We start from the raw sequence: 22,487 nt of genomic DNA, 5'->3' as shown, positions 1-22,487 counted from the left end.
GCAATTCACATTACGACGTTAACAAGAAAGCCCATTCAGCCGACGATTTTCCGGTAAATCGCCAGGTAGTCCTCGACCATGCGATCGCGGGAGAAGCGGCGCCGGGCGCGGCCCGCGCAGGCCGCCCGGTCGAGGTCTCGCACCCGGTCGACGGCGGTGACCGCTTCGTCGACATTCGAGACCAGATACCCGGTTACGCCCTCGTCAACCACTTCCGGCATGGACCCCTTGCGGAACGCGATGACGGGCGTCCCGCAGGCCATCGACTCCACCACCGACAGTCCGAACGGCTCGGCGAACCGGATCGGGTGCAGCAGCGCCAGTCCGGAACCGAGGATCGCGCCCCGCTCGTCCGGGCCGACCGAGCCCAGATAGACCACCCGGTCGCCGTCGATCCGCGGCTCGATCAGCTCCTCGAAGAACGCCCGGTCCTGCACGATCCCGCACATCACCAGCCGCCGGCCCGCCTTCGCGGCGATATCGAGGGCCAGGTCGGTGCCCTTGTCGGGATGGATGCGCCCGAACAGGATCAGGTCCTCTCCGCCGTTCTGCGACAGCGGCAGCCCGTCGAGGTCGATGCCGTGGTGCACCGTGCCGAGGTAGTCCAGGTCGGGGGAGCGGTCGCTGTCCGAGATCGAGACGAAGGCCGAGCGGGCCCGCCGGTACGCGGGCAGGATGTTCGGCCCCGAGAAGCCGTGGATCGTCGTCACCATGGGCGCCTCGCACTGTTGCGAGAAGGCGAGAGGCAGCCAGTCCAGGTGGTTGTGCACGAGGTCGAACTCGCCCGAGCGGGCCAGCGCGTGTCCGATGTGCAGCGCCTCCCACACCCGTCCGTCCAGGTCGGCGTTCTCCTCGTACCCGCTGGGCGCGACTCCGTCCAGGGTGGCCTTGGTGATCGAGTCGAGGGTGGCGAACAGGGTCACGTCGATGCCCCGCTCGACCAGCCCCTCGGTGATCAGGCTGGTCACGAGCTCCCACGGCCCGTAGTGCAGGGGCGGCGTACGCCAGGCGATCGGGCCCAGCATGGCGACCTTCATGACAAATGCCGCGTACAGGTAGTTAACACGTGCTTAGTATGCCCAGCGGTTGGAGCCGGCGTTCTCGTGTTAGAGAAGACCCATGACGGATCTCTGGTGGAAGAGCGCGGTTGTTTACCAGATCTACCCGCGGAGCTTCGCCGACGCCGACGGCGACGGCATGGGCGACCTGCGCGGCATCATCGACCACCTCGATCACCTGTCCGGCCTCGGCGTCGACGTGATCTGGCTGTCACCGATCTATCCGTCCCCGCAGGACGACAACGGCTACGACATCAGCGACTATCAGAACATCGAGCCGGTCTTCGGCACCCTCGAGATCTTCGACGAGCTGCTGGCCGGGGTGCACGCCCGCGGCATGAAGCTGATCATGGACCTGGTCGTCAACCACTCCTCCGACGAGCACCCGTGGTTCCTCGAGAGCCGCTCCAGCAAGGACAACCCCAAGCGCGACTGGTACTGGTGGCAGCCCGCCCGCGAAGGCCTCGAACCGGGTACGCCCGGCGCCGAGCCGACCAACTGGGGCTCGGTGTTCGGCGGCTCGGCCTGGGAACTCGACGAGAAGACCGGCGAGTACTACCTGCACCTGTTCTCGAAGAAGCAGCCCGACCTCAACTGGGAGAACCCGGAGGTCCGGTCCGCGGTCTACGAAATGATGAACTGGTGGCTCGACCGGGGCATCGACGGCTTCCGGATGGACGTCATCAACATGATCTCGAAGGTGGTGCCGCTGCCGGACGGCCGGCTCACCGCCGGCTCGCTCTACGGCGACGGCTCGGCCGGCTTCATCAACGGCCCGCGCCTGCACGAATACCTGCAAGAGATGCACCGCGAGGTCTTCGCCGGCCGCGACGCGATGCTGACGGTCGGCGAGATGCCCGGCGTCACCGTGGACGAGGCCAAGCTGTTCACCGACCCTGAGCGGCACGAGGTCGACATGGTGTTCCAGTTCGACCACGTCTGGGCCGACCGCGGTGAGGACCCCTGGCTGCTGATGCCGCTGCAGCTGACCAACCTGAAGGCGATCTTCAACCGGTGGCAGGCCGGGCTGGCCGAGGTGGGCTGGAACAGCCTCTACTGGAACAACCACGACCAGCCGCGGGCGGTGTCCCGCTACGGCGACGACAGTGCCGAGTACCGGGTGGCGTCGGCCAAGATGCTGGGCACCGTGCTGCATCTGCACCGCGGCACGCCGTACATCTATCAGGGCGAAGAGCTCGGGATGACCAACTACCCGTTCCGGGCGATCGACGAGTTCCGCGACATCGAGGCGCTGGGCCAGTACGCCCAAGCCGTCGAGCAAGAGGGCCGTACGCCGGAGGAAGTGCTGACGGTGCTCCGGGCGCGGGGGCGGGACAACGCCCGTACGCCGATGCAGTGGAACGCCTCGGCGCACGCGGGCTTCACGACGGGCACGCCGTGGCTCGCCGTCAACCCGAACTACCCGGAGGTCAACGCCGAGGCGGCGCAGGCCGACCCCGACTCGGTGTACCACTACTACCGCAAGCTGGCCGACCTGCGGCACACCGAGCCGGCCGTGGTCGACGGCGACTTCACGATGCTGCTGCCCAACCATGAGCAGCTGTACGCGTACACCCGCCGCCTCGTAAACACGGAACTGCTGGTCATCGGCAACTTCTCGGGCTCCGAGGTGCACGCGGACCTCGAGGACGACTGGTCGGGGGCCGAGCTCGTGCTGTCGAACGTGGCCACGCCGCCCGACGGCTGGACCCTGGCCCCGTGGCAGGCGGTCGTTTACCGGCGCTCACTCGGATAGCGGGGTCTGCGAATCTTCCTCGCGATGGAGCGCGCCCCGATCCTCGTTGTCCACGGACCGGCCTGAGCGGTCAGGCCGGTGGCGGCGTAGGGAAGAGCGACGCGCCGGACGTTCGGACCGTAATACTGGCCATTCGTCGTAAATGTCGGGCTTCATTTCGGATTCCCGGGACGGGCGGTAGCGCAGGCGGCGAAGGTGGCACGTGGTCGATCAAGTGAGACCACGGGGGGACACGTGCATCGGAATCGGGCCATATCTCGCGCTGCGGCGGCGCTGCTGACCATGGTGGCGGGGGTGGGTGGCAGTCCGGCCGCGGCCGATCAGCGAGGGGGCGCCGCCAACCCGGCGTTGCAGACGGTCGCGCTCACCGGGGTCGCCAGTCCAGAGGTGATCAAGCCGTTCAGCCTGATCGGGGTGACGTGGGCCGATCCGGCGGCTCGGGTCGACGGGTTCGTGCAGGTGCGCACCCGCGACCTGAGCACCCGCCGGTGGTCGCCGTGGCAGACGCTCGAGACCGATGGTCGCGCTCCGGCTGACGTACGCGGCTCGTCCGACCCGCTGTGGGTTGGTCCGTCGGACGGCGTTCAGGCTCGCGTGACCGGTGCCCGGCGCCCGCTGCCGGCCGGGCTGCGCATGGACCTGATCAACCCCGACGCCGAGGACGCGGTCACACCGCGCCGCGCCTCGATGGGTAACGTCGCCGCGGCGGGGCGCGCCGGAATGGAGGGGCGGCTGGAGAAGGCGGCTGTGCCGCTGCCGGGCCGGCCCCACCCGCGCATCGTCACCCGGGCCGGGTGGCGAGCCAACGAGGCCATCGTCAAGGGGCCGGCCGAATACACCGGTCCCACGCAGGTCTTCTTCGTGCACCACACGGCCACCGGGAACGGGTACAGCTGCGCCCAGTCGGCCGGCATCGTGCGCGGCATCCAGGCGTACCAGGTGCGCAGCCGGGGCTGGGACGACATCGGCTACAACTACCTCATCGACAAGTGCGGCACCGTGTTCGAGGGGCGCGGCGGCGGGATCGCGCGCACCGTGCTCGGCGCACACACGCTCGGCTTCAACGCGAACGCCAGCGCCATCGCCGTGATCGGCTCGTACGGCGGCCGGGCGGTCTCGACCCGGGTCCGGACGGTGATCGCTGCCATGGCCGCTTACAAGCTCGGCGCGTACGGGAATCCGCCCGCCGGACGGGTGGTGGTCACATCCGGCGGCAGCGAGCGCTTCCCGGCCGGCCGCAAGGTTCCGCTGTACCGGATCTCGGGGCACCGGGACGCGGGGCAGACGGCCTGCCCGGGCAACGCACTCTACGCGCAGCTGCCCTCGATCCGGGCCATCGCCGGCGCCGCCCCGACCGGGCTGCGCATGACCGGCATGCGCGGTTCGGCCCGGGCCGGGGCCTGGTACTTCACCAAGGGCGTCATCCAGCCCGCCTGGAACGTGACCACGCCGCTCGCGCTGATCAACCGGTTCGAGGTGTGGGTGGACGGCGTGTTGCGGGTCGCCACGCCGGCCGGGAAGCACTCGGCCCCCATCCGGCTGGCGCCGGGCGGGCACACCGTGAGCGTGCGGGCGCTGCACCTGTCGGGGCGGTCGACCGTCGTGAACAGCAAGGTCTTCGCGGACACGAGCGCGCCCGTCTTCGGCCGGGAGCCGGACGTGGCGCTGCGGCCGGGCACCGTGAACCTGGGCGCCGTGCCGATGCACCTCGACTGGACCGTCCGCGACAACGCCAGCCTGGGCTCGGTTCGGCTGACCCGGCCGGCGACGGTGAACCTCGGCGTCCGGGCCCGCACCCGCAATGTCGGCGCTCCGGCCAACCGGCCGACCACGTTCACCGTGCGCGCCACCGACCGGGCCTTCAATGCCGTGAGTGCGTCGGTGACCCGTACGCCGGTAGTTGTCTCGGAATCGTCGGCGCAACGCAGCGGGACCTGGCGTTCCCTGCGCAACGGCTCCTACCTGGGCGGCACGGCGGTGGGCGGCAGCGTCCGCGGCACCAGCGCGACCTGGCGGTTCAGCGGCAGCTCGGCGGCCCTCGTGTTCAGCCGGGGTCCGCGGGCCGGACGGGTCGCGGTGATCCTCGACGGCCGGCCGCAGGGCACGATCGACCTGCGCTCGACGCGCGCCCAGGCCCGCCAGGTGGTGTGGTCGCGCTGGTGGCCGCAGAGTGGCGAGCACACCGTGCGGATCGTGGTCGAGGGAACTCCGGGCCGGCCCGGCGTCGCGCTCGACGGCCTGGTTTACCTGAAGTAACTGACAGCAGATGTCAGCCTCGGCGGGAAGGATCGCGTCCATGAGTGGATTCGCAAGCTTGGCGATGATCAATCTGGACGCGTCCGACCCGGCGGCGCAGGCCCGTTTCTACGCCGCCGTGCTCGGGTGGGAGGTCCTGCACGCCCAGGACGAGTACGCGATGATCGGCGACGGCAAGACCAGCATCGGCTTCGGCCAGGTGCCCGGGTACTCGGCCCCCGGCTGGCCCGACGAGCGTACGCCCAAGCGTTATCACCTCGACTTCTATGTCGACGACCTGGACAAGGGCGAGGAGCAGGCGCTGGCGCTGGGCGCGACCAAGCCGGACGAGCAGCCCACCCCCGACCGGTGGCGGGTGCTGCTCGACCCGGAGGGTCACCCGTTCGACATCTGCCTCAAGAGTTAGCCGCGAGGGCCTGCGTCACCAGGCCCGTGATGGTCCAGGCGGCGAGCCGGTCGAAGTCCGGCTCGCCGCCTTGTCCGCCTTCGGCCAGCACACTTCCCAACTGCGGGAAGTCCCCGGTCGCGACCGCTTCGGTGATCAGCGCGACCTGTTCCGGCACGGGCGCCGATCCGGCCAGCTCGGCCGTGACGAAGGTGGCCACGAGCCCGGTGACCAGCGCGACGATCTCGAGCTTGACCGGCCCGCCCAGCCCGGTCGGCTCCAGCGCGGCCAGGCCCTGTTCCAGGTACGCGAGCATGTTGCGCCCGGTGAGCCGCCGATTGGGCAGGGCCGCCGGCAGCCACGGGTGCGCCAGCATCAGTGAGCGCTGAGAAGCGGCCAGCGCCAGCAGATCCGTACGCCAATCGCCGGTCATCGCGACGGGATGCAGCGTGCCACCGACCCGGTCGACCATGAGATCCACCAGCCGGTCCTTGTCGGGCACGTACGTGTAGAGCGACATCGCGCCCGCCCCGATCTCCTGGGCGATGCGGCGCATGGTGACCGCGCCCAGCCCTTCGACGTCGGCTATCCCGATCGCAGCGTCCACGACCTGGTCACGGGTGTGCGCGGGCGGGCGTCCGCGGGCCATCGATGCCTCCTGCTAGTATTTCTCGTACGACGTACTGAAAATGCGGGGGTGGACCTATGCGAAGACTGCCACTGTCCCTCCGACTCCTGAGCCGCCGGGCCCCGGGCCCGTACGCCGTCCAACGGGAAACGGCCGTGCCGGTGCCCGCCGCCGACGGGGTGCCGCTGCTCACCGACCACTACGCCCCGGTCGGCGCCGAGCCCTGCCCGACCGTGCTCGTCCGAGCCCCGTACATCAGAAGCGGTTTTCCCTGGAATCTGCTGTACGGGGTCCGCTTCGCCGAGCAGGGCTTCCATGTGCTGCTGCAGAGCACGCGCGGAACCGAGGGCTCGGGCGGCACGTTCCACGCCTGGCGCGACCAGACGGCCGACGGCGTGGCCACGGTGGAATGGATCCGCAAGCAGAGCTGGTTCACCGGCGACCTCTACACGGTGGGCGCCAGCTACATGGCGTACACGCAGGCCGCCCTGGCCGTCGACCCGCCGCCCGAGTGGCGTGCCGCGGTGATGCAGCTCGGCCACACCGATCCGCACGACTTCTACTGGGCCGGCGGCGCCTTCGGGCTGGAACGGGCGCTGGTCGGCGGCGTGATGCTGAAACAGGACGGGGCCACCGCGGGCCAGGCACTGCGCGCGGCGATGAGGCTGAGACTCCGGCTGCGCCGCGCCACCCTCGGGCTGCCACTCCTCGACGCGTATCCGTCGGCTTTCGGGGGCCGGCGGCCGGCGCTCGAGGAGTGGCTGGCCCACCCGTCACCCGATCACTGGACTGAGGGAAACATGGCCGAGGCGGCCGGGGCCATGGAGGTGCCGGTCAGTCTGACGCTCGGCTGGTGGGATCTCAGCTTCGCCCAGGTGTACGACCAGTACGCCCGCCTGCGAGCGGCCGACCGCGACGTCGACCTGCTGATCGGCCCGTGGACCCACACGTCCGCCCTCGAAAAGGGCTGGCCCGAGGTCTTCGCCCAGGCGATGCGCCGGCTGCGGGGTGAGCCTCCGGCTTATCGCGTACGAGCTCACGTGGGCGGCCTGGACGAGTGGCGTGACCTGCCCGACTGGCCCCCGCCCGAGGCGCGCGCCGAACGCCTGCGGCTCGACTCGTTCCGGGCCGAGCGCGGCTGGAGTTTCCGGTACGACCCGGCCGATCCCACCCCGTCGATCGGCGGTCCGCTGCAGTCCCCGACCCAGGGCCAGGTTGACAACGCCCCGCTCGAGAAGCGAACCGACGTCCTGCTCTTCACCAGCGACCCGGTCGAACGCCCGCTGACGCTGATGGGCCCGGTGCAAGCTTCGTTGGATGCCACAACCACCGCCGCCAGCGGCGATCTGTTCGTACGCCTCTGCGACGTCGCCCCGGACGGCCGGTCGCTCAACATCTGCGACGGCCTGACCCGCTTCGACAGCAGCGGTCGGGTAACAGTCGACATGGGACACACGGCACACGTCTTCCGCCCCGGCCACCGCCTGCGGCTACAGGTGAGTGGGGGCGCCCACCCCCGCTTCCTGCGCAACTACGGCACCGGCGAGCCACCCGGCCCGGCCACCCGCCTGAACCCCACCGAAACCACCATCAGCCCCGACTCCGAGTTCGTGTTGACCTTGGTTTAGCCCGCCTCGACGCGGGGGTACAGGCAGCGCCGCCACCCCCACTATCGAGGAGCCTCCATGTCCATCCAGGGCATCTTCTACCTGATCGCGGTCATCCTGCTCGCGCTGGCCGCCCTGCCCATCTCGTCCCGCGGCGTCAGCCTGGCTTTGCTGGGCGCGGCGTTCGCCCTGCTCGGCTACTCCTGGGACACGATCACCGGCTGAGCGGGGCGCGCTGCCTGCGGCCCTCCACATCGGGCAATTGCCCGATCTGGAGGGCCGCGGCTCGTCGCCAGCTGGGATCCTGGACGAGGACGTCCCGCGGGTGTTTGTCAGCCATACTCTGACCCGGGAGCCCACGACTACTCGCATCTCACGGTTCTCAAGTCCTCCACCGGCTCCAGCCCGCCTTTTCAAAGCCGGGCAACCGAGACCGGCCTGCTGCCCTGGATGCGGCCGATCCCTGGAGCCGGACGGTGACCGTGGCCGGGCCGCGGCGGAACTGGAAAGACCGCGATCGTGTGCCGACTTCCGGCCGACCGTGCGCAGCCGCTGCATCACATGGCTCAGGACCCGAGAGCCTGCTGTAGGGCATCCAGTCGGAAATTCGTCCGGAAAGGACGGGCCCGGTCGTGATGCTGGACCACCCGGAAGCGATCCCCGGGACAACAATGGCGCGCTTGACGCTTGCGCCCTCGCGGTCTTCGGGCTTGTCGCGACCGGGCGCTCCGATGCCGTGTCCCACGCGGTGAACGCTTTGCGCCGGGGCGCGACGGGACACCGCCGCGCCGGCATCGTCGGCCGTTTCCTCGTGCTGCTCGATGGGATTGACGACACCGCCGCGAGCGTCAAGCTGGGCGAGTCCCCCCGGCGCATGCCCAGATCAAGGCCTTGACGCCGCGCGAGCCGCCGCGGCCGGGCCCGACTCCTGACCGGATGCGAGCGAACGGCCGGCCAGCTCGCTCCGCCGGCGCTGCAAGCCGGTCACGGCAACGTCTCGAGGCATCGGGTTGCTGGTCGACGTGCTGCGGCTCGCTTCCCCCGCCACCACTGGTTGATCAACTTCAGCCGGGAACAACTCCGCGCGTGCTCAGGTGGTTGGAGTGAGGGCGGGGTAGGGCTTCAGCGTGATGGCCTCCGCTTTGCTGAAGTGGCGGGCCAGTAGTTGCTTGCTGGGCCAGCGGTTCATCTGGCTCATGCTGAGCGCTTTCAAGCGGATCGCGAGGCGGGTGTTCGGGGCGAAAGCCGCCATGCCGCCCGGCGGTAGCTGGGTGCCGTCGGCCACGTACGCGGCCATGGCCTGTTGGTAACGGGTGAAGGCTGCGGTGGGTGACTTGGCCTCGGCCAGTTCGCCGGCCAGGACGTAGGCGCCGACCAAGGACATGCTCGTGCCCAGGCCGGCCAACGGGGAGCCGCAATAGCCGGCGTCGCCGAGCAGCACCACGCGGCCTCGGTGCCAGCGATCCACGTGCACCTGGTCGATCGAGTCGAAGTAGAAGTCGTCGGCGGCGGGCAGGGCGGCCAGCAAGGCGGGAACGCGCCAGCCGAGGCCCGCGAAACGTTCCGCTACGGCCGTCCGGTCGAGGCGGCCCAGGCGTTCCTTCGTGCGGAAGCTCAGACTCGCCTTGGCTGTGCCGGCGCGTTCGGGGCGTAGGGCGGCCACCCGGCCACCGGGCGCGTTGTGCATGAGGAACCAGCCGTCCAGGTCGCCTGGATCGGGAACCGAGAACAGGGCGCCGTAGCCGCCCAGCGGGCGGACGAATTGCTCTGAGGGGCCGAAGGCCAGGGCTCGCACTCCGGAGTGGACGCCGTCGGCTCCCACCACGAGGTCGTAGCGTTCGGTGCCGCCGCTGGCGAAGGTTGCGTCGACGCCGTCGGAGTCCTGGGTCAGGGCGGTGATGCGGTCGCCGTAGCGGTAGTCCGCCTTGTCGTGGGTGGCGTCGATCAGGATTCTGGTCAGGTCGCCTCGGGAGATTTCGATCTCGGCGGCTATGCCTTCGCCGCCGAACATGTCGGACGGCATCGCGGCCAGGCGGTGGCCGCGGGCGTCGACCAGGGCGAAGCCGCGTTCGTCGACCCGGTTGGCCAGGACCGTGGGCATCAGGCCCATGCGGTCGACGACGGCGCGGGCGGCGCCGCGGATGTCGACCGCGTGGCCGCCGGGGCGGGGGCCGGGCGCCCGTTCGACGATCGTGACGTCGGCGCCCGCACGGTGCAGCCACCAGGCCAGCGCCGGGCCCGCGATGCCGGCACCGGAAATCAGAACTTGCGTACGGTGTACTCGCATGTCCTGCGACGGTAGGCACGAGCGTCATGGCAAGCAAAGCACACTAGTACACACGCGGCAGCGGAAACCCGGTGTACTAGTACGGTGGAACCCGCCTACCGGCGCATCGTGGCCGATATCCGCCGGCGCATCGAGGCCGGCGAGCTGCGCCCGGGCGATCGGGTGCCCTCGGCCCGCGCGATCACCCGCGAGTGGGGTGTCGCGATCGCCACCGCCACCAAGGCCCACGCCGCCCTGCGCGAGGAAGGCCTGACCATCGCGCGACCGGGCGTCGGCACCGTCGTGGCGGGGCGGATGCCGCGGCGCGAGCACGAGCTGAGCCGCGACCGGATCGTCCGGGCCGCCATCGCGATCGCCGACGAGCACGGCATGGCCGAGCTGACCATGCGCCGGCTGGCGGCCGAGCTGGGCGTGGCCACGATGTCGCTCTACCGCCACGTGCCCAGCCGCGACGAGCTGCTCGTCGGCATGATGGACGCGGCGCTGGGCGCCATCCGCCTGCCGCCGCGCCGCCCGTCGAGCTGGCGGGCCGGCCTCGAGATCGTCGCCCGCGAGGAGTGGGCCGCGTTCAACCGCCACCCGTGGCTGGGCCCGTCGATGTCGCTGACCCGCCCGCAGATGGCTCCCAACGGCGTGCGGCTCAGCGAGTGGGTGCTGACCGTCTTCGACAACACGACGCTGACGACCGCCGAGCGCATGTACGTCCAGATCATGCTGTTCACGTTCGTCCGAGGGCTGGCCGCCGCCGTCGAGGTGGAGAACGAAGCCGTACGGGAAACGGGCCTGACCAGCGACCAGTGGCTCGAGACGCAGTCGGGCAACCTGGCCGGCCTCATCGATGCCGGCGCGCTGACCCACTTCCGCGAGCTCACCGAGCACGGCTTCGACTTCGACCTCGACCAGCTGTTCGAGTTCGGCCTGGCCCGCCTGCTGGACGGCCTGACGCTGTTCGTCGACGCCCGCCGAGCGGAAGCCGCCGCCTCCCGAGCGGAAGCCGACGCCTCCCGAGCGGAAGCCGCCGCCTCCCGAGCGGATGTCGACGCCGGCTGAGCGGATGTCGACGCCGGCTGAGCGGAGGTCGACGCCCGCCTAGAGGACGTCGACGCCCGCCAGCAGCAGCACGACCTTGCCGTCGCTGTGGCGGCCTTCGACGACGCGATGAGCCTCGACGACCTCGTCCAAGGGGAACGGCTGCACCGGCATGACCACCTGGCCCCGGGCGGCCAGATCGACGACATGAGCCAGGCGCTTCGGATCGCGACCGGCCCGCACGACTTGGGTGCCGTGTTCCGTGGCCGCCTTGTCGTCGACGATCGTGCCGACACGGTCGCGGGGAATGCCCAGCTCGACCGACTGCGCGATGGCGTCGCCGCCGGCAACGTCCAGCGCCACCGTCGGCTGCAGGCCCAGATCGCGTACTTCTTGAACCAGATCTTTCCCGTACGAGACCGGGACGGCACCCTGGCGGCGCAGGCGTTCATGGTTGCGCAGGCTCGCCGTGCCGATCACCGTGGCGCCGGCCAGCCGGGCCAGCTGGGTGGCCACGGTGCCGACGCTGCCCGCGGCCCCATGGACCAGCAGAACGTCACCCTCGCCCACACCGAGCTCGAGCAGTGCCCCGCTCGCCGTCTGGGACGCCGCGACCAGTGCGGCCGCGGTCGGGAAGTCCAGGGCGGCCGGCTTGCGTACGACGTTCTCGGCGGCCACGCACACCAGCTCGGCGGCGCCATTGAGCATGGCCGAGCCCAGCACCGGATCGCCGGGCAGGAAGTCGGTCACGCCCTCGCCCACGGCGTCGACCACCCCGGCGTACTCCTGCCCGATGGTCTGCGGGAACTGGATCTTGGCCCACGGCATCTGCCCCTGCCGGACGGCCACGTCGAAGGGCTGAACCCCGGCCGCCAGCACGCGCACCCGCACCTCACCCGGCCCCGGCTGCGGATCGGGCACGTGGACGACGTGCAGCACCTCGGGCGGACCGAACTCATCGAACACGGCTGCTCTCATGACGGGAGTCTGCAAGCTGAACTCAGGTTGAGGTCAAGGGCGCTGCACGCGCGCTGCACGCGGGGTGGCCGAAGGTGGCCGACATGACTACTGAAACCCAGAACTTGAGCGAGCGGCTGCTGACCGCGCTGACCGGCGCCGCCGAACTGTTCACCGTGGAACTCGGGCGCGAGCTGGGCCTCTACGCGGCGCTGCGGGACCATCCGGCGGGCGCGGCCGAGCTGGCCAAGACGGCCGGGATCGACGAGCGGTACGCCCGGGAATGGCTGGAGCAGCAGGCGGCGGCCGGCTTCCTGACGGTCGACGGTGACGAGTTCACGCTGACCGGCGAGGCGGCCGAGGTGCTGCTGGACGAGGGCGGCCCGGGAGAGTTCGCCGTCGGGCTGGGGCTGATCTTCCCGCGGGTGGTCGAGGTCTTCCGCACCGGCGAGGGCATCTCCTACGCCGAGTACGGGCGGCCCATCCGGCACGGGATCGCGGCCTTCAACCAGCCGATGTTCGACCACCTGCTCGCCCGGGAGTGGATGCCCGCGGTGCCCGAGGTGGAGTCACGGCTGCGCGCCGCTCCGGGCGCCCGGGTGCTCGATCTGGGGTGCGGCGCCGGCCGGTCGTCGGTGGCGCTGGCCCAGGCTTACCCCGCCATCACCGTACGGGGAATCGATCTGGACAAGGCGTCGATCACCGAGGCGCGGGCGGCCGCGGCCACGGCCGGTGTCGCCGACCGGGTGAGCTTCACCCTGGGCGACGCCGCCCAGATCGACGGAGAGTACGACCTGGTGACCATCTTCGAGGCCCTGCACGACATGGGCGACCCGGTCGGCGTGCTGCGCGCCGTCCGCCCCCGGCTGGCTCCCGGCGCCAGCGTGTTCATCGGCGACGAGCGGGTGGCCGACGAGTTCACCGCGCCCGCCGGCGAGGTCGAACGGCTGCAGTACGCGTTCAGCGTCCTGCACTGCCTGCCGGCCACCCGCGCCGAGAACCCGGTGCTGGCCAACGGCACCATCCTGCGCGCCCCGACGCTGCTGGCCTGGGCCCGCGAGGCCGGCTACGACCAGCCGCAGGTCCTCGACATCCCGAACGACTTCTGGCGCTTCTACCGCCTGCGCTGAGCGGTTGTCGATTTCGGGCCCTCGACGTTCGAGATCTCGACCATGGCCGCGCTTAAGTGAAGTTGAGGCCAAGGCCGCTGCCCCGCGGCCAAGAGTCGCCGCGGGGCAGCGCATGCCGGACCTAAGCGGTGATCCCGCTGAAGTAGACCGGGCTGGTGTACACGACCCGCCGCTTGCCGTCGACGCGGGGGAACTCGACCTGCACCCGGATGTAGCTCGACGGGTTGTGTGGAGTCGGCCGGGCGACCCGGGCCAGCGCCGGGAAGCCGGTCGCATCGACGTCGATGGTGACCTGCCCGGACGCCTTGTCCGACGACGACACGGCGAACCTCTTCTCATTCCGGCACCGCTCCGACCTCGGCGCCTCGTACGGGCTCCTCGTGCAGAGGAATTCCCTGGGGCTGACGGGGTCCTCGCGTTGACCGGCGACCACGGTGATCGACGTCGGGTCGCCGTACCCGTCGCTCTTGTTCCAGGCGACCTTGACCTGGTGGGCCGGACGCCACGGCAGGATCTCGGAATCGGGGGCCGCGCCGTCGACGGTCATAACGGCCAGCGGACCGTTCGAGGCGACGCTGGTCCCGTCGTGCAGGGCCACCCGCACCGGGTCGAATTGATCACGACTGTTGAAGCCGGCGCCGAGGCCGGCCCGGCCGGTGTAGACGTACGTGCGGGCCCGGCCGTCGGCACCGAGCTTCGCCGTATTGCCGCCACGCTGTTCGGCGGCGTGCAAGCTCGGCGGTCCGACCCGGGACACCGTGTGAGTGTCGCCGCCCCCGACCGCGGCGACCGGATAGCCGTTCCCCAGCTCCTGATCCCAGCGGCGCAGCAGATCCCCGCCGGGCAGGGCTTCCGAGGTGATGATTTCCATGGCACGAATGGTCTTCGGATACCGCCGGAGACAATCCCAGCATCCCCACGTGCTGCCATTGAAAGGATGATTGATGGCGCCCCAGCCGCCGTCCCGGCGGACGTCGCGAACGTAATACCCTTCGGCCGGATTGAGCGGGCCGTTACGAACGTAGTCGGGAACGTAGTACGCCGAGAAATGACCGGTCGTTCCGGTTGTTCCCATCTCTTCGCCGATCAGCATCCGGACCCGGTCGGTGGCGGCCGTGGCGCTGGCTTTGTCAGCCACGATGTTCCACTGCCTCCGGCCCTCGGCCGTGTTGTAGTCGGTGACGCCTTGCTTGCCGGGTGCGTTGATCCCGAGCCACGGCCCGTGCTCGGAGAGGACCACCCAGCTCAGCGGCGACGGCGTGATGCTGCCCTTCTTCTCCGGAGCCTTCATCCGGTCCACGACCATCCGCATGAGGTGCTGGGCGCAGGCTTCCTTCTGGGCGTCGGTCGCCTTGCCGTTCCGGGGAATCAGAGGCGGGTTGGTGTTGCGGCAGTAGAGGTTGTCCCGCAACGAGGTGTCGCCCACCGAATGCACATGCACGTCACCGGCTTCCCATGCGGCCGGGTCGAGAGCGCCGGATCCACCGGACACTGTGTCGTCGATGAGCTCGGCGAGGATGTCGCCGAGAGAAGTCGTGCCTCCTCCGGTCGTGGTCGAGCCGCCGGCCTGCTTGGTCCACCAGTCCCAGTACGGCTTGTATACCGACGATCCTGAGTAGAAGACCGTCGCAAAGATGATCCCCTTGGCCTTCAAGGCCGCCAGCGCGGCCTGCCAGTCGATGTCGTCGGCAGTTCCCGCCGTCCCGTCCGGCCCCGGATCGATCCCGGTGTTCCAGGGCGATGCCTGACTCCGAATGTCCTCCGGAACGCCCTCGTTCAGGTCGTTGTCGTGCGGCACATCGTCGTTGACGAGGATCAGGATCTGTTTGGCCCCGGACCGCCAGCCGATATCGCCGTTCACGGCCGCCTCGTGCAGGGCTCGGCCGTACGCCTCGGGAGAGTCCCCGCCGCCGTCGGCGCTCAGCGGACCGACTGCCGCCTGTAGCAGCGCCGGATCGTCGGTGATCTTCTGCTTGAGCGCCCACGGCGTGTCGCCGGGGTCGTAGTCACCGACCGTGGCCAGCCCGAACTTCGAGTCCGGATATTTCTGCCGGACCGATGCGATGGCGTCGGTCACCTGCGCCTTGGCCTCGTTGAGGGCCCCGCCCATGCTGCCGGTCGTGTCGAACACGAAGAGCACGTCGACCGCCTGCACCTCGGCCGCATCGGCGGCTGGCATCGTCGCGACCGCACCCGCGGCTATCGACAGTGCGGCGGCCGATAGAGCGGATATGAGAATCCGCCGGCGCCGTTTGGGTGATGACGATTTGATCGTTTCGTATCGGCGCACGTTTCTCCCCAGGTCTTGATCTCGAATTCATGACGTTCAACGAGAAAGGCCGACTCGAGTCGTGCTCCGGACTTTTTCACGGACGCATGCCGCTCGATGCCGTCCACCCGGGCGGCCATCGGAACCGACCAGCCGACCTACCATCGACTGGCCGATCGAAGGTCGGCCCGATCCGGTGGCAGACCGGTCCGCCCGGATGTCGATTTCGTGCACCGGGCGTTCGTCGGTGAAGTGACAGTGCCGGACGACGAGAAGGACACGACATGCCGAAGTACACCCTGCTGATCTACGGCGACTCCGCGCAGTGGGAGGCGTTGACCGTCGAGCAGCGCCGGGCTCATGACGCCGCCCACGCCGACTTCCGGGACGCGGCGGGGGACCGCGTCATCGGCGGGCAGGAGCTGGAGCCGTCGCCGAACGCGACCACGCTGCGCGGGTCGGTCACCTCGGACGGGCCGTTCCTCGAGACCAAGGAGGCGCTGGGCGGCTTCTACATGCTCGAGGCGGCCGACCTGGACGAGGTGCTGGCGCTGGCCAAGCTGCTGCCCGAGGTGCAGGCCGGGCACAGCGGCGTCGAGATCCGGCCGGTCGTCGAACACCCGTGACGTCCGACTTCGTCGCGGCGGTGGCCGAGGCTCACCGCCGCGACTGGGCGCAGGTGCTGGCGACGACGGCACGGGTGACGCGTGATCTCGACCTGGCCGAGGAGTGCACCCAGGACGCGTACGCGCAAGCCTTGGTCGTCTGGCCCCGCGACGGTGTGCCGAGCAAGCCCGGTGCGTGGCTCACCCGGGTGGCACGGAATCGGGCGCTGGACGAGATGCGGCGGGCCGCGGCCTTCCGCCGGCGCCTGCCGCTGCTGGTCACCGCGCCCGACAATCCCGGCGACGACCGGCTGCGGCTGATCTTCACGTGCTGTCATCCGGCGCTGTCCCGCGAGACCCAGGTCGCTCTGACCGCTCGCCTCGTCTGCGGGCTTTCCACGTACGAGGTGGCTCGCGCGTTCCTCGTGCCGGAGCCCACGATGGCGGCGCGCCTGACCCGGGCCAAGAAGAAGATCGCGACCGCCCGCATCCCGTACCGCACGCCCGACCCGGACGAGATGGAGTCCCGCCTCGGCCCGGTGCTGGAGGTGGTGCACCTGCTCTTCACCACCGGTCACACCGCCCCCACCGGCGCCGCCCTGATCCGTACCGACCTGACCGCGAGCGCCATCCACCTGGCCCGCACGCTGCACCTGCTGATGCCCCGGTCGGCCGCGGTCACCGCCCTGCTGGCGTTGCTGCTGGTCACCGACGCCCGGACGGCGGCCCGGGTCACCCCGGCGGGGCAGCTGGTGCTGCTCGCCGACCAGGACCGGAGCCTCTGGAACCGTACGCAGATCGCCGAAGGCATCGCGTTGCTGACCGATTCGCTGCGCCGTGAGTCGCCGACCCGTTTTGCCGTCGAGGCCGCCATTGCCGCCGTGCACGCCGAGTCGCCGTCGTGGGAGCAGACCGACTGGACCGAGATCATCGGGCTCTACGACGTGCTGCTGCGGCTGACCGGCGGCTCACCCGTGGTGGCCCTCAACCGGGCGGTGGCGGTCGGTTTCCGTGACGGACCGCGGGCCGGGCTGGACGCGTTGGCCCCGCTCACGGCCGAGCCCGCATTGGCCACGTACGCCTATCTGGCCGCCGCCCGGGCCGACTTCCTGCGTCGCCTGGACCGCACCGCCGAGGCGGCCGCGGCCTACGAGGAGGCCCTGGCCCTGACGGACAACGAGGTGGAACGAGACTTCCTGCACAGTCGCCTGCGCAGCCTTTAGATCGGTTGGCGTCCCGCCGATAGTTGGGGTACAAATGATTGGCGTGGCAATGATGGCTCGGGAGGGCGCAGCGATGACGAAGAACGCCGAGGGACGCGGCCGGTTCCAGCAGTGGCTGCACGAGACGTTCGACGACATGTGGTTCCGCTCGATGATCGGGCCGGCCCAGACCAAGAACGCCGTGCAGGGCTGCGACGAGGGCGCCCGCGAGCAGTGGAAGCGCGACCTCGAGAACCGCAAGCGCTACACCCGTGAGCAGCGCGAACGCAAGCGCCTGGCGCGCGAGGCCCGTTCCAACTAGCGCCGTACGTCGTCGCCGGTGAGGGCGGCCAGCTCGGCCCGGGTGGGTGCCCCCTCGCAGTCGCCGGGCACGGTCACCGCGAACGCCCCGGCCGTGATCGCCGTGGTCAGCCGCTCGGCCGGGGAAGCGCCGGCCAGGCGGTCGGCCAGGTAACCGGCCACGAACGCGTCGCCCGCGCCCACCGGGTCGACCACCGTCACGGCCAGGGCCGGCACGGTGTGCCGCTCGCCCTCGATCAGGGCCACGCAGCCGTCCCCGCCGTCCTTCACGATCACCTCGGCCGGGCCCAGCTTGGCCAGTTCGGCCGGCACGTCACCGGGGCCGACGAACAGCTCGGCCTCGGCCGGTGACGCGAAGACCACGTCGGCCCGCGAGGCCAGGTCGCGCAGGACGGGAGCGGCGTCGAACCGGCTCCACAACTTGGCCCGGTAGTTCAGGTCGACCGACACCGTCACGCCGGCCGCCCGAGCCGTCTCGATCGACTGGAACACCGCCGCCCGGGCCGACTCGCTGAGTGCGGGCGTGATGCCGGTGACGTGCAGGATCGAGGCCGCCGTGATCTCGGCCGAGGGCACGTCAGCCGGGGAGAGGCGGGAGCCCGCGCTGCCCGCCCGGTGATAGTCGACCTGGGCGAACTCGCCGGACCGGCGGTGCCGCACCATGAGGCCGGTGAACGACTCGTCGGTGATGGCCAGCGTGCGTACGCCGGCCGCCGCGACACGCGAGGCGATCAGCGCGCCGGCCGCGTCCGGGCCCACCCGGCCCAGCCAGGTGGCCTCGCCGCCGAGCCGGGCCACGCCCATGGCCACGTTGCTCTCGGCGCCGCCGATGCCGAACGAGAAGCTTTTCGCGTACGCCAGGGGGCCGATGCCGTCCGCGGCGACCAGCCCCATCGTCTCACCGAAGGTGAGCAGGCCGCTTCCGGGCGAGCCGCCCTCGGGCGACCCGCTCGTGGGCGGGCTGCTCATGAGCGGGCGAAGGCGACCGCGCTCACCGCGTGCCGGGCCCGGGCGGCCAGCGCGGTCAGGCTGCCCCCGACGACGGCGTCACCCACCAGCGGCCCGCCCAGCCCGACCGAGCGGGCCCCGGCGAACAGCCAGTCGGCGATGTCCTCGATCTTGATGCCGCCGGTCGGCATGACGTTGATCTGGGGCAGCGGGCCGCGCACGTTGCGCAGGAACTCGGGACCCAGGCCGGCCGCCGGGAACAGCTTGACCAGCGGCGCGCCGGCCTGATGGGCCGCGTACATCTCGGTCGGGGTGGACGTGCCGGGGAAGAACGGGACCGTCGCGCCGGCGATCAGGCCCGGGTCGAGCACGGGGGAGACCAGGAACTCGGCCCCCGCGTCGACCGCGGCCTTGGCGTCGGCGCCGGTGAGCACGGTGCCGGCGCCGACCGCCACCGAGGACGGCAGCTGACGGCGCAGCCCGGCCAGCGCCTCGAGGGCGCCTTGCGAGGTGAGCGTCACCTCGAGCGCGGTGACGCCGTTCTCGGCCAGGACGTCGGCCACGGCGGCGAAATAGTCGGCCGTGGGGGCGCGCAGGATCGCGACGATCCCGCTTTCGACCACGGCGGCGGACACAGCGTCGAGGGGAACGCTCTCATCGGTCACGCCTTCAGATCCTGCCCCACTTCGGCGTGACCATCCAGGGGTGCGGTGCGTGCGGGACGTCTCAACCGCGGCCACGGGCGGCCGCGCAGATCGGCCTCGGTGGCCGTGGGCTGGGTGGGTGGTGTCGTCTCGATCCGCAGCTCGTCGCGGATGGCCGCCTCGAACTGCTGCATGACCAGCGGCACCTGGGCCAGCAGCTCGCGGAAGTGGATCGTCGGCTCGACCCCGACCACGGCGGCCGGGTTCATCTCGCCGTGCAGCTTCTGCAGCAGGACGTGCACCGCCAGGGCGGCGCTGCGCACCGGCCCCGAGGCGAGCAGGCGCACCTGCATCAGGGCCGGGCCGACCTCGTCCATGTACGTGAGGACCGGCACCGGCTTCTCGCCGGCGTCGTACGCGGCACGCAGGCGATACGTGTCCCGCTCGAAGACCGAGAGCAGTGACACGTACGCGTCCTTGCGTTCCTCGTACCACCGCCGGGTGCGCTTCCGGCGGCTGCGCAGATAGTCGTTGCGAGCGGACGCGAGCTGTACCGCCCCGGCGCCGGCCAGGGCGAACAGGGCAGCGATGAGGGGGAGCCCCCACCACGGGATGTCAGACACGCGCTAACGGTATCGACGCCGCGCCCGGCGGTCGCGGCCCGCACGCCGATCGTGACCGGGCGGCGACCAAAGCTCACCTATCCGGCCATCCGGGACAGCGCAGCGTCGATGGCCGATGACGCTTCGTCGTGAACCTGAGCCGGGGAGAGGAGCGCCCCGCGCCGCCGCAGCGCCGCTTCCCGATCGGCTCCGAGCCGCTCCGCCGCGGCCGCCCGGGCCCGGTCGAGACGGGCCTGTTCGGCCGGATAGACGCCGGCCGGCGGCAGCGCGGCGTCGACCAGCACGGCCGTCTCGTCCGCGCCCACCCGCACCAGCAGCACGACCAGGTTGCGCAGCGCCGCGGCCCGCAGCGTGTCGTTGCCCACCCGCCGCCACATGGCCAGGACCTCGCGGAACGCGGACAGCGCGGCCGCCGGGTCGCCGTGCCGGCTGCCGATGGCCACCGCCGCCGTCTCGGCCGCGCCCAGGAAGAGCCGCTCGTCGACCGTCGCCGCCAGGTGAGCCGCCTCGGCCAGCAGGGTGAGGGCGCGGCCGGGGTCGGTGTCGCCCAGCGCCTCGCCCAGGCCGTACAGCGCTTCGGCCCGCGCGCCCGGGTTGCCGGTCGACGACGCGAGGTCCACGGCGGCCTCGGCCACCGCGACGGCCTCGGTCACCCGGCCCGACCAGCCCGGACACCCGGTGCACCGGTTCCGTGCCCATCGCGCGGTAGTGCCGCAGGGCGGTCGTCGCGTCGCACGACACCAGGGCGACGTCGCCCAGCACCTCATGGATGGCATCGCTCTCGAAGCCGTCGGCCAGCGCCCGGGCCTCGGCCAGGTCGCCGCGGCCCCAGGCGTGGGTGGCCGCGGCCGCCCACGCGTCGGGCTGATCCCCGGCCGAGCGGCCCCACGCCAGCACCTCGTACTGCTGGCAGCGGTAGCCGTACCGGTAGAGGGCCGCGGCCAGATCGCCCGCGCGGTCGGACCGCAGGACAGCGAGCCGCAGATCGGGCAGCAGGGCGTCGAGCTCGCGCACGGCCTCGGCCTGCGACGGACCCCGGAACGCACGGTCGAGCCGGCGGGCGGCCGCCAGCATCACGTCCGCGTGCCGGCGATACAGTGCGTCGCGATCGTCGCCGAGCAGTGACGACGCGTAGCCGCGAATGGTTTCCAGCAGGCGGAACCGGCCGGGCCCGTGCCGCACGACGAGCGACCGGTCGACCAGAGCCGCGAGCACGGCGGCCACCCCCTCCGCGGCCACCACCGCCTCGGCCTGCGCGACCGTGAAGGAACCGGCGAAGGCCGACAACCGCGTCAGCACCCGCCGCGATGACGGATCGAGCAGCCCGAACGACCACTCCACCACCGCCCGCAGCGTGCGGTGCCGCGCGGTGCTGGTCCGCCCGCCGCGAACCAGCAGGTCGAGCCGGTCGTCGAGCCGTTCCCGCAGCTCGTCCACGCCGAGCGCAGCCGCCTGGGTGGCCGCCAGCTCGATCGCCAACGGCAGCCGGTCGAGCCGCTCGACGATGACGGGGTCGCCGGTGGACACTCCGGCCCGGTCCGCGAACAGGCGCAGCGCCGCCGGCTGATCGAGCGGGCCCAGGGCGAGCAGGCGCTCGCCGTCCACGCGCAGCCTTTCCTGGCTGGTCACGACGACCCGTACGCCACGCATCGCCTCCACGACAGCGGCGGCCGGCTCGACGACGTGCTCGCAGTTGTCGAGAACGACGACCGTGAAGCCCGCCGCGTGCCGCCCGATCACCTCCAGCGCGTCGTCCAGCGGTCCGATCCGCGCGCCGACCCCGGTCGCCACCGCCGCGAGAAAGTCCGCGGCGCTCACGTCGGCCGCATCCACCCAGGCCACGCGGGATCCGGCCCGCACCGTCTCGGCCACCAACCGGGTCTTCCCGACGCCGCCCGGTCCGGTCACGGTGACGAGGCCGGGCTCGGCCAGCAGCCCGGCCAGCCGGCTCTGCTCACCCTCGCGTCCGAGAAAGCTGGAAAAGCGGAGGGGCACGCTTCTTTTCCGTACGGGCCCAGGCGACCAGCCGGAATCGGGAGTTCCCACCACGGGGGCCGGCGCGTCACCGCGGAGGATCGCCACCTGCAGCAGCCGCACCGCCTCGGACGGATCGAGCCCCAGCCGGTCCACCACCGCGTCAGCGTGCCGGCGCAGCACTTCGAGCGCTTCCCCACGCCGTCCGCCGTGCGCCAGCGAGGTGGCCAGCACGGTCGCCCCACGCTCCCAGCACGGATCGTCCGCCGCGGCGTCCCACAGCCGATCGACCGCCCCGCCCGCGTCGACGAGGTCGGCCAGAGCCTCGCGCCGCAACCCGGCCAGCCGTTCGGCCACGCCCCGGAACGGCTCACCGTCGAACTCGGGCAGCGGCGTCCCCCGCCACAGATCAAGTGCTTCGCCGAGCGCGCCCGCACGCACCAGATCCTCGAACCGCAGAACGTCCACCTGCTCCCGCCCCACGGCGAGGCAGTACCCGGCCGGGCTCAAGAGGATCACCCCTGGCGCGCCGAGGGCGGCCCGCAACCGGGCCACATGGGACTGAAGGCTGTTCCGAGCCGAGGCGGGCGCCCCGTCCGGCCACAGCGCGTCGGTCAGCGCGTGCACCCCGACCGGCCGCCCAGCGTGCAGCGCGAGCAGGGCCAGCACCGTCCGCTGACTCCGCCCGGCCACCACGACAGCCGCTCCCTCGGGCCCGCTCACCTCGAACGGCCCGAGCATCCGCACGAGCACCCGCCGAAGATACGACCCGCCCCGGCAAGATCGCCCCAGCTTTACCGTAAGCCGA

General features: G+C 71.2%; 19 protein-coding genes. 10 read left to right on the top strand and 9 right to left on the bottom strand.

Annotated elements, in window-relative coordinates; translation table 11 throughout:
- Positions 1–35 precede the first annotated feature (35 nt).
- The gene (locus OWR29_RS17775) at positions 36–1,037 is read right to left on the bottom strand and encodes a glycosyltransferase family 4 protein (protein WP_267564012.1); all 1,002 of its coding nucleotides are present in this window, start codon (positions 1,035–1,037) and stop codon (positions 36–38) included.
- A gap of 82 nt (positions 1,038–1,119) precedes the next feature.
- Between OWR29_RS17775 and OWR29_RS17770 the strand changes: the two genes are divergently transcribed.
- The 3 genes from OWR29_RS17770 (at position 1,120) to OWR29_RS17760 (ending at position 5,476) form a co-directional block, all read left to right on the top strand.
- Positions 1,120–2,814, top strand: coding sequence for a glycoside hydrolase family 13 protein (locus OWR29_RS17770; protein ID WP_267564011.1), 1,695 nt, complete (start codon positions 1,120–1,122; stop codon positions 2,812–2,814).
- Positions 2,815–3,108: 294 nt separating this feature from the next.
- On the top strand, positions 3,109–5,070 hold the full coding sequence (locus OWR29_RS17765; protein ID WP_267564010.1) for an N-acetylmuramoyl-L-alanine amidase: 1,962 nt from the start codon (positions 3,109–3,111) through the stop codon (positions 5,068–5,070).
- Between the two features lie 40 nt (positions 5,071–5,110).
- Positions 5,111–5,476, top strand: a complete 366-nt coding sequence (locus OWR29_RS17760) for a VOC family protein (RefSeq protein WP_267564009.1) — start codon at positions 5,111–5,113, stop codon at positions 5,474–5,476.
- Here the strand turns inward: OWR29_RS17760 and OWR29_RS17755 are convergent.
- Positions 5,466–6,104, bottom strand: coding sequence for a TetR/AcrR family transcriptional regulator (locus OWR29_RS17755; protein ID WP_267564008.1), 639 nt, complete (start codon positions 6,102–6,104; stop codon positions 5,466–5,468). The genes OWR29_RS17760 and OWR29_RS17755 overlap by 11 nt on opposite strands.
- A 56-nt stretch (positions 6,105–6,160) precedes the next feature.
- Between OWR29_RS17755 and OWR29_RS17750 the strand changes: the two genes are divergently transcribed.
- Together OWR29_RS17750 and OWR29_RS17745 are read left to right on the top strand one after the other, a co-directional pair.
- Positions 6,161–7,711 (top strand): CocE/NonD family hydrolase, encoded by a 1,551-nt coding sequence (locus OWR29_RS17750; RefSeq protein WP_267564007.1) that lies wholly within the window; start codon positions 6,161–6,163, stop codon positions 7,709–7,711.
- Positions 7,712–7,768: 57 nt separating this feature from the next.
- On the top strand, positions 7,769–7,915 hold the full coding sequence (locus OWR29_RS17745; protein WP_267564006.1) for a hypothetical protein: 147 nt from the start codon (positions 7,769–7,771) through the stop codon (positions 7,913–7,915).
- Positions 7,916–8,780: 865 nt separating this feature from the next.
- Here the strand turns inward: OWR29_RS17745 and OWR29_RS17740 are convergent.
- Positions 8,781–9,977, bottom strand: a complete 1,197-nt coding sequence (locus OWR29_RS17740; protein ID WP_267564005.1) for an FAD-dependent monooxygenase — start codon at positions 9,975–9,977, stop codon at positions 8,781–8,783.
- Between the two features lie 84 nt (positions 9,978–10,061).
- Here OWR29_RS17740 and OWR29_RS17735 point away from each other — a divergent pair, with 84 nt between their 5' ends.
- On the top strand, positions 10,062–11,027 hold the full coding sequence (locus OWR29_RS17735) for a TetR/AcrR family transcriptional regulator C-terminal domain-containing protein (protein WP_267564004.1): 966 nt from the start codon (positions 10,062–10,064) through the stop codon (positions 11,025–11,027).
- Positions 11,028–11,066: 39 nt separating this feature from the next.
- Here OWR29_RS17735 and OWR29_RS17730 read toward each other — a convergent pair whose 3' ends face one another.
- A complete protein-coding gene (locus tag OWR29_RS17730) occupies positions 11,067–11,984 on the bottom strand; it encodes an NADP-dependent oxidoreductase (protein WP_267564003.1) in 918 nt (305 codons plus the stop codon).
- Positions 11,985–12,067: 83 nt separating this feature from the next.
- On the opposite strand from OWR29_RS17730, the gene OWR29_RS17725 reads away from it, so the two are divergent.
- Positions 12,068–13,093 (top strand): class I SAM-dependent methyltransferase, encoded by a 1,026-nt coding sequence (locus OWR29_RS17725; protein ID WP_267564002.1) that lies wholly within the window; start codon positions 12,068–12,070, stop codon positions 13,091–13,093.
- A gap of 121 nt (positions 13,094–13,214) precedes the next feature.
- Here OWR29_RS17725 and OWR29_RS17720 read toward each other — a convergent pair whose 3' ends face one another.
- Complete coding sequence (locus tag OWR29_RS17720) at positions 13,215–15,272, bottom strand: VWA domain-containing protein (protein ID WP_267564001.1); 2,058 nt, start codon at positions 15,270–15,272, stop codon at positions 13,215–13,217.
- A gap of 374 nt (positions 15,273–15,646) precedes the next feature.
- Between OWR29_RS17720 and OWR29_RS17715 the strand changes: the two genes are divergently transcribed.
- The 3 genes from OWR29_RS17715 to OWR29_RS17705 all read left to right on the top strand — a co-directional run bounded on the left by OWR29_RS17715 (position 15,647) and on the right by OWR29_RS17705 (position 17,491).
- A complete protein-coding gene (locus OWR29_RS17715; RefSeq protein WP_267564000.1) occupies positions 15,647–15,988 on the top strand; it encodes a YciI family protein in 342 nt (113 codons plus the stop codon).
- Between the two features lie 53 nt (positions 15,989–16,041).
- Positions 16,042–17,190: an RNA polymerase sigma factor gene (locus OWR29_RS17710; RefSeq protein ID WP_267564427.1), complete on the top strand. Its 1,149-nt coding sequence runs from the start codon at positions 16,042–16,044 to the stop codon at positions 17,188–17,190.
- 73 nt (positions 17,191–17,263) lie between these two features.
- The gene (locus OWR29_RS17705; protein WP_267563999.1) at positions 17,264–17,491 is read left to right on the top strand and encodes a hypothetical protein; all 228 of its coding nucleotides are present in this window, start codon (positions 17,264–17,266) and stop codon (positions 17,489–17,491) included.
- Here the strand turns inward: OWR29_RS17705 and OWR29_RS17700 are convergent.
- Genes OWR29_RS17700 through OWR29_RS17685 form a run of 4 tightly spaced genes read right to left on the bottom strand, consistent with a single transcriptional unit; the run spans position 17,488 to position 22,432 of the window.
- Positions 17,488–18,459: a sugar kinase gene (locus tag OWR29_RS17700; RefSeq protein ID WP_267563998.1), complete on the bottom strand. Its 972-nt coding sequence runs from the start codon at positions 18,457–18,459 to the stop codon at positions 17,488–17,490. The genes OWR29_RS17705 and OWR29_RS17700 overlap by 4 nt on opposite strands.
- Complete coding sequence (locus OWR29_RS17695) at positions 18,456–19,103, bottom strand: bifunctional 4-hydroxy-2-oxoglutarate aldolase/2-dehydro-3-deoxy-phosphogluconate aldolase (protein ID WP_267563997.1); 648 nt, start codon at positions 19,101–19,103, stop codon at positions 18,456–18,458. The genes OWR29_RS17700 and OWR29_RS17695 overlap by 4 nt, the downstream gene beginning before the upstream one ends.
- Complete coding sequence (locus tag OWR29_RS17690) at positions 19,100–19,705, bottom strand: hypothetical protein (RefSeq protein WP_267563996.1); 606 nt, start codon at positions 19,703–19,705, stop codon at positions 19,100–19,102. The genes OWR29_RS17695 and OWR29_RS17690 overlap by 4 nt, the downstream gene beginning before the upstream one ends.
- Before the next feature lie 3 nt (positions 19,706–19,708).
- Positions 19,709–22,432 (bottom strand): AfsR/SARP family transcriptional regulator, encoded by a 2,724-nt coding sequence (locus OWR29_RS17685; protein WP_267563995.1) that lies wholly within the window; start codon positions 22,430–22,432, stop codon positions 19,709–19,711.
- Between the last annotated feature and the right edge of the window lie 55 nt (positions 22,433–22,487).

It is taken from the genome of Paractinoplanes pyxinae (assembly GCF_026626335.1).
Taxonomy (GTDB): domain Bacteria; phylum Actinomycetota; class Actinomycetes; order Mycobacteriales; family Micromonosporaceae; genus Actinoplanes; species Actinoplanes pyxinae.
This window is presented reverse-complemented; position numbering and strand designations above follow the sequence as displayed.

Coding starts and splice junctions, on each gene's coding strand:
- OWR29_RS17750 (WP_267564007.1), top strand. CDS start 6,161: ATGCGAAGACTGCCACTGTCCCTCCGACTCCTGAGCCGCCGGGCCCCG.
- OWR29_RS17730 (WP_267564003.1), bottom strand. CDS start 11,984: ATGAGAGCAGCCGTGTTCGATGAGTTCGGTCCGCCCGAGGTGCTGCAC.
- OWR29_RS17775 (WP_267564012.1), bottom strand. CDS start 1,037: ATGAAGGTCGCCATGCTGGGCCCGATCGCCTGGCGTACGCCGCCCCTG.
- OWR29_RS17720 (WP_267564001.1), bottom strand. CDS start 15,272: ATGCCAGCCGCCGATGCGGCCGAGGTGCAGGCGGTCGACGTGCTCTTC.
- OWR29_RS17715 (WP_267564000.1), top strand. CDS start 15,647: ATGCCGAAGTACACCCTGCTGATCTACGGCGACTCCGCGCAGTGGGAG.
- OWR29_RS17755 (WP_267564008.1), bottom strand. CDS start 6,104: ATGGCCCGCGGACGCCCGCCCGCGCACACCCGTGACCAGGTCGTGGAC.
- OWR29_RS17740 (WP_267564005.1), bottom strand. CDS start 9,977: ATGCGAGTACACCGTACGCAAGTTCTGATTTCCGGTGCCGGCATCGCG.
- OWR29_RS17760 (WP_267564009.1), top strand. CDS start 5,111: ATGAGTGGATTCGCAAGCTTGGCGATGATCAATCTGGACGCGTCCGAC.
- OWR29_RS17725 (WP_267564002.1), top strand. CDS start 12,068: ATGACTACTGAAACCCAGAACTTGAGCGAGCGGCTGCTGACCGCGCTG.
- OWR29_RS17770 (WP_267564011.1), top strand. CDS start 1,120: ATGACGGATCTCTGGTGGAAGAGCGCGGTTGTTTACCAGATCTACCCG.
- OWR29_RS17700 (WP_267563998.1), bottom strand. CDS start 18,459: ATGAGCAGCCCGCCCACGAGCGGGTCGCCCGAGGGCGGCTCGCCCGGA.
- OWR29_RS17705 (WP_267563999.1), top strand. CDS start 17,264: ATGACGAAGAACGCCGAGGGACGCGGCCGGTTCCAGCAGTGGCTGCAC.
- OWR29_RS17745 (WP_267564006.1), top strand. CDS start 7,769: ATGTCCATCCAGGGCATCTTCTACCTGATCGCGGTCATCCTGCTCGCG.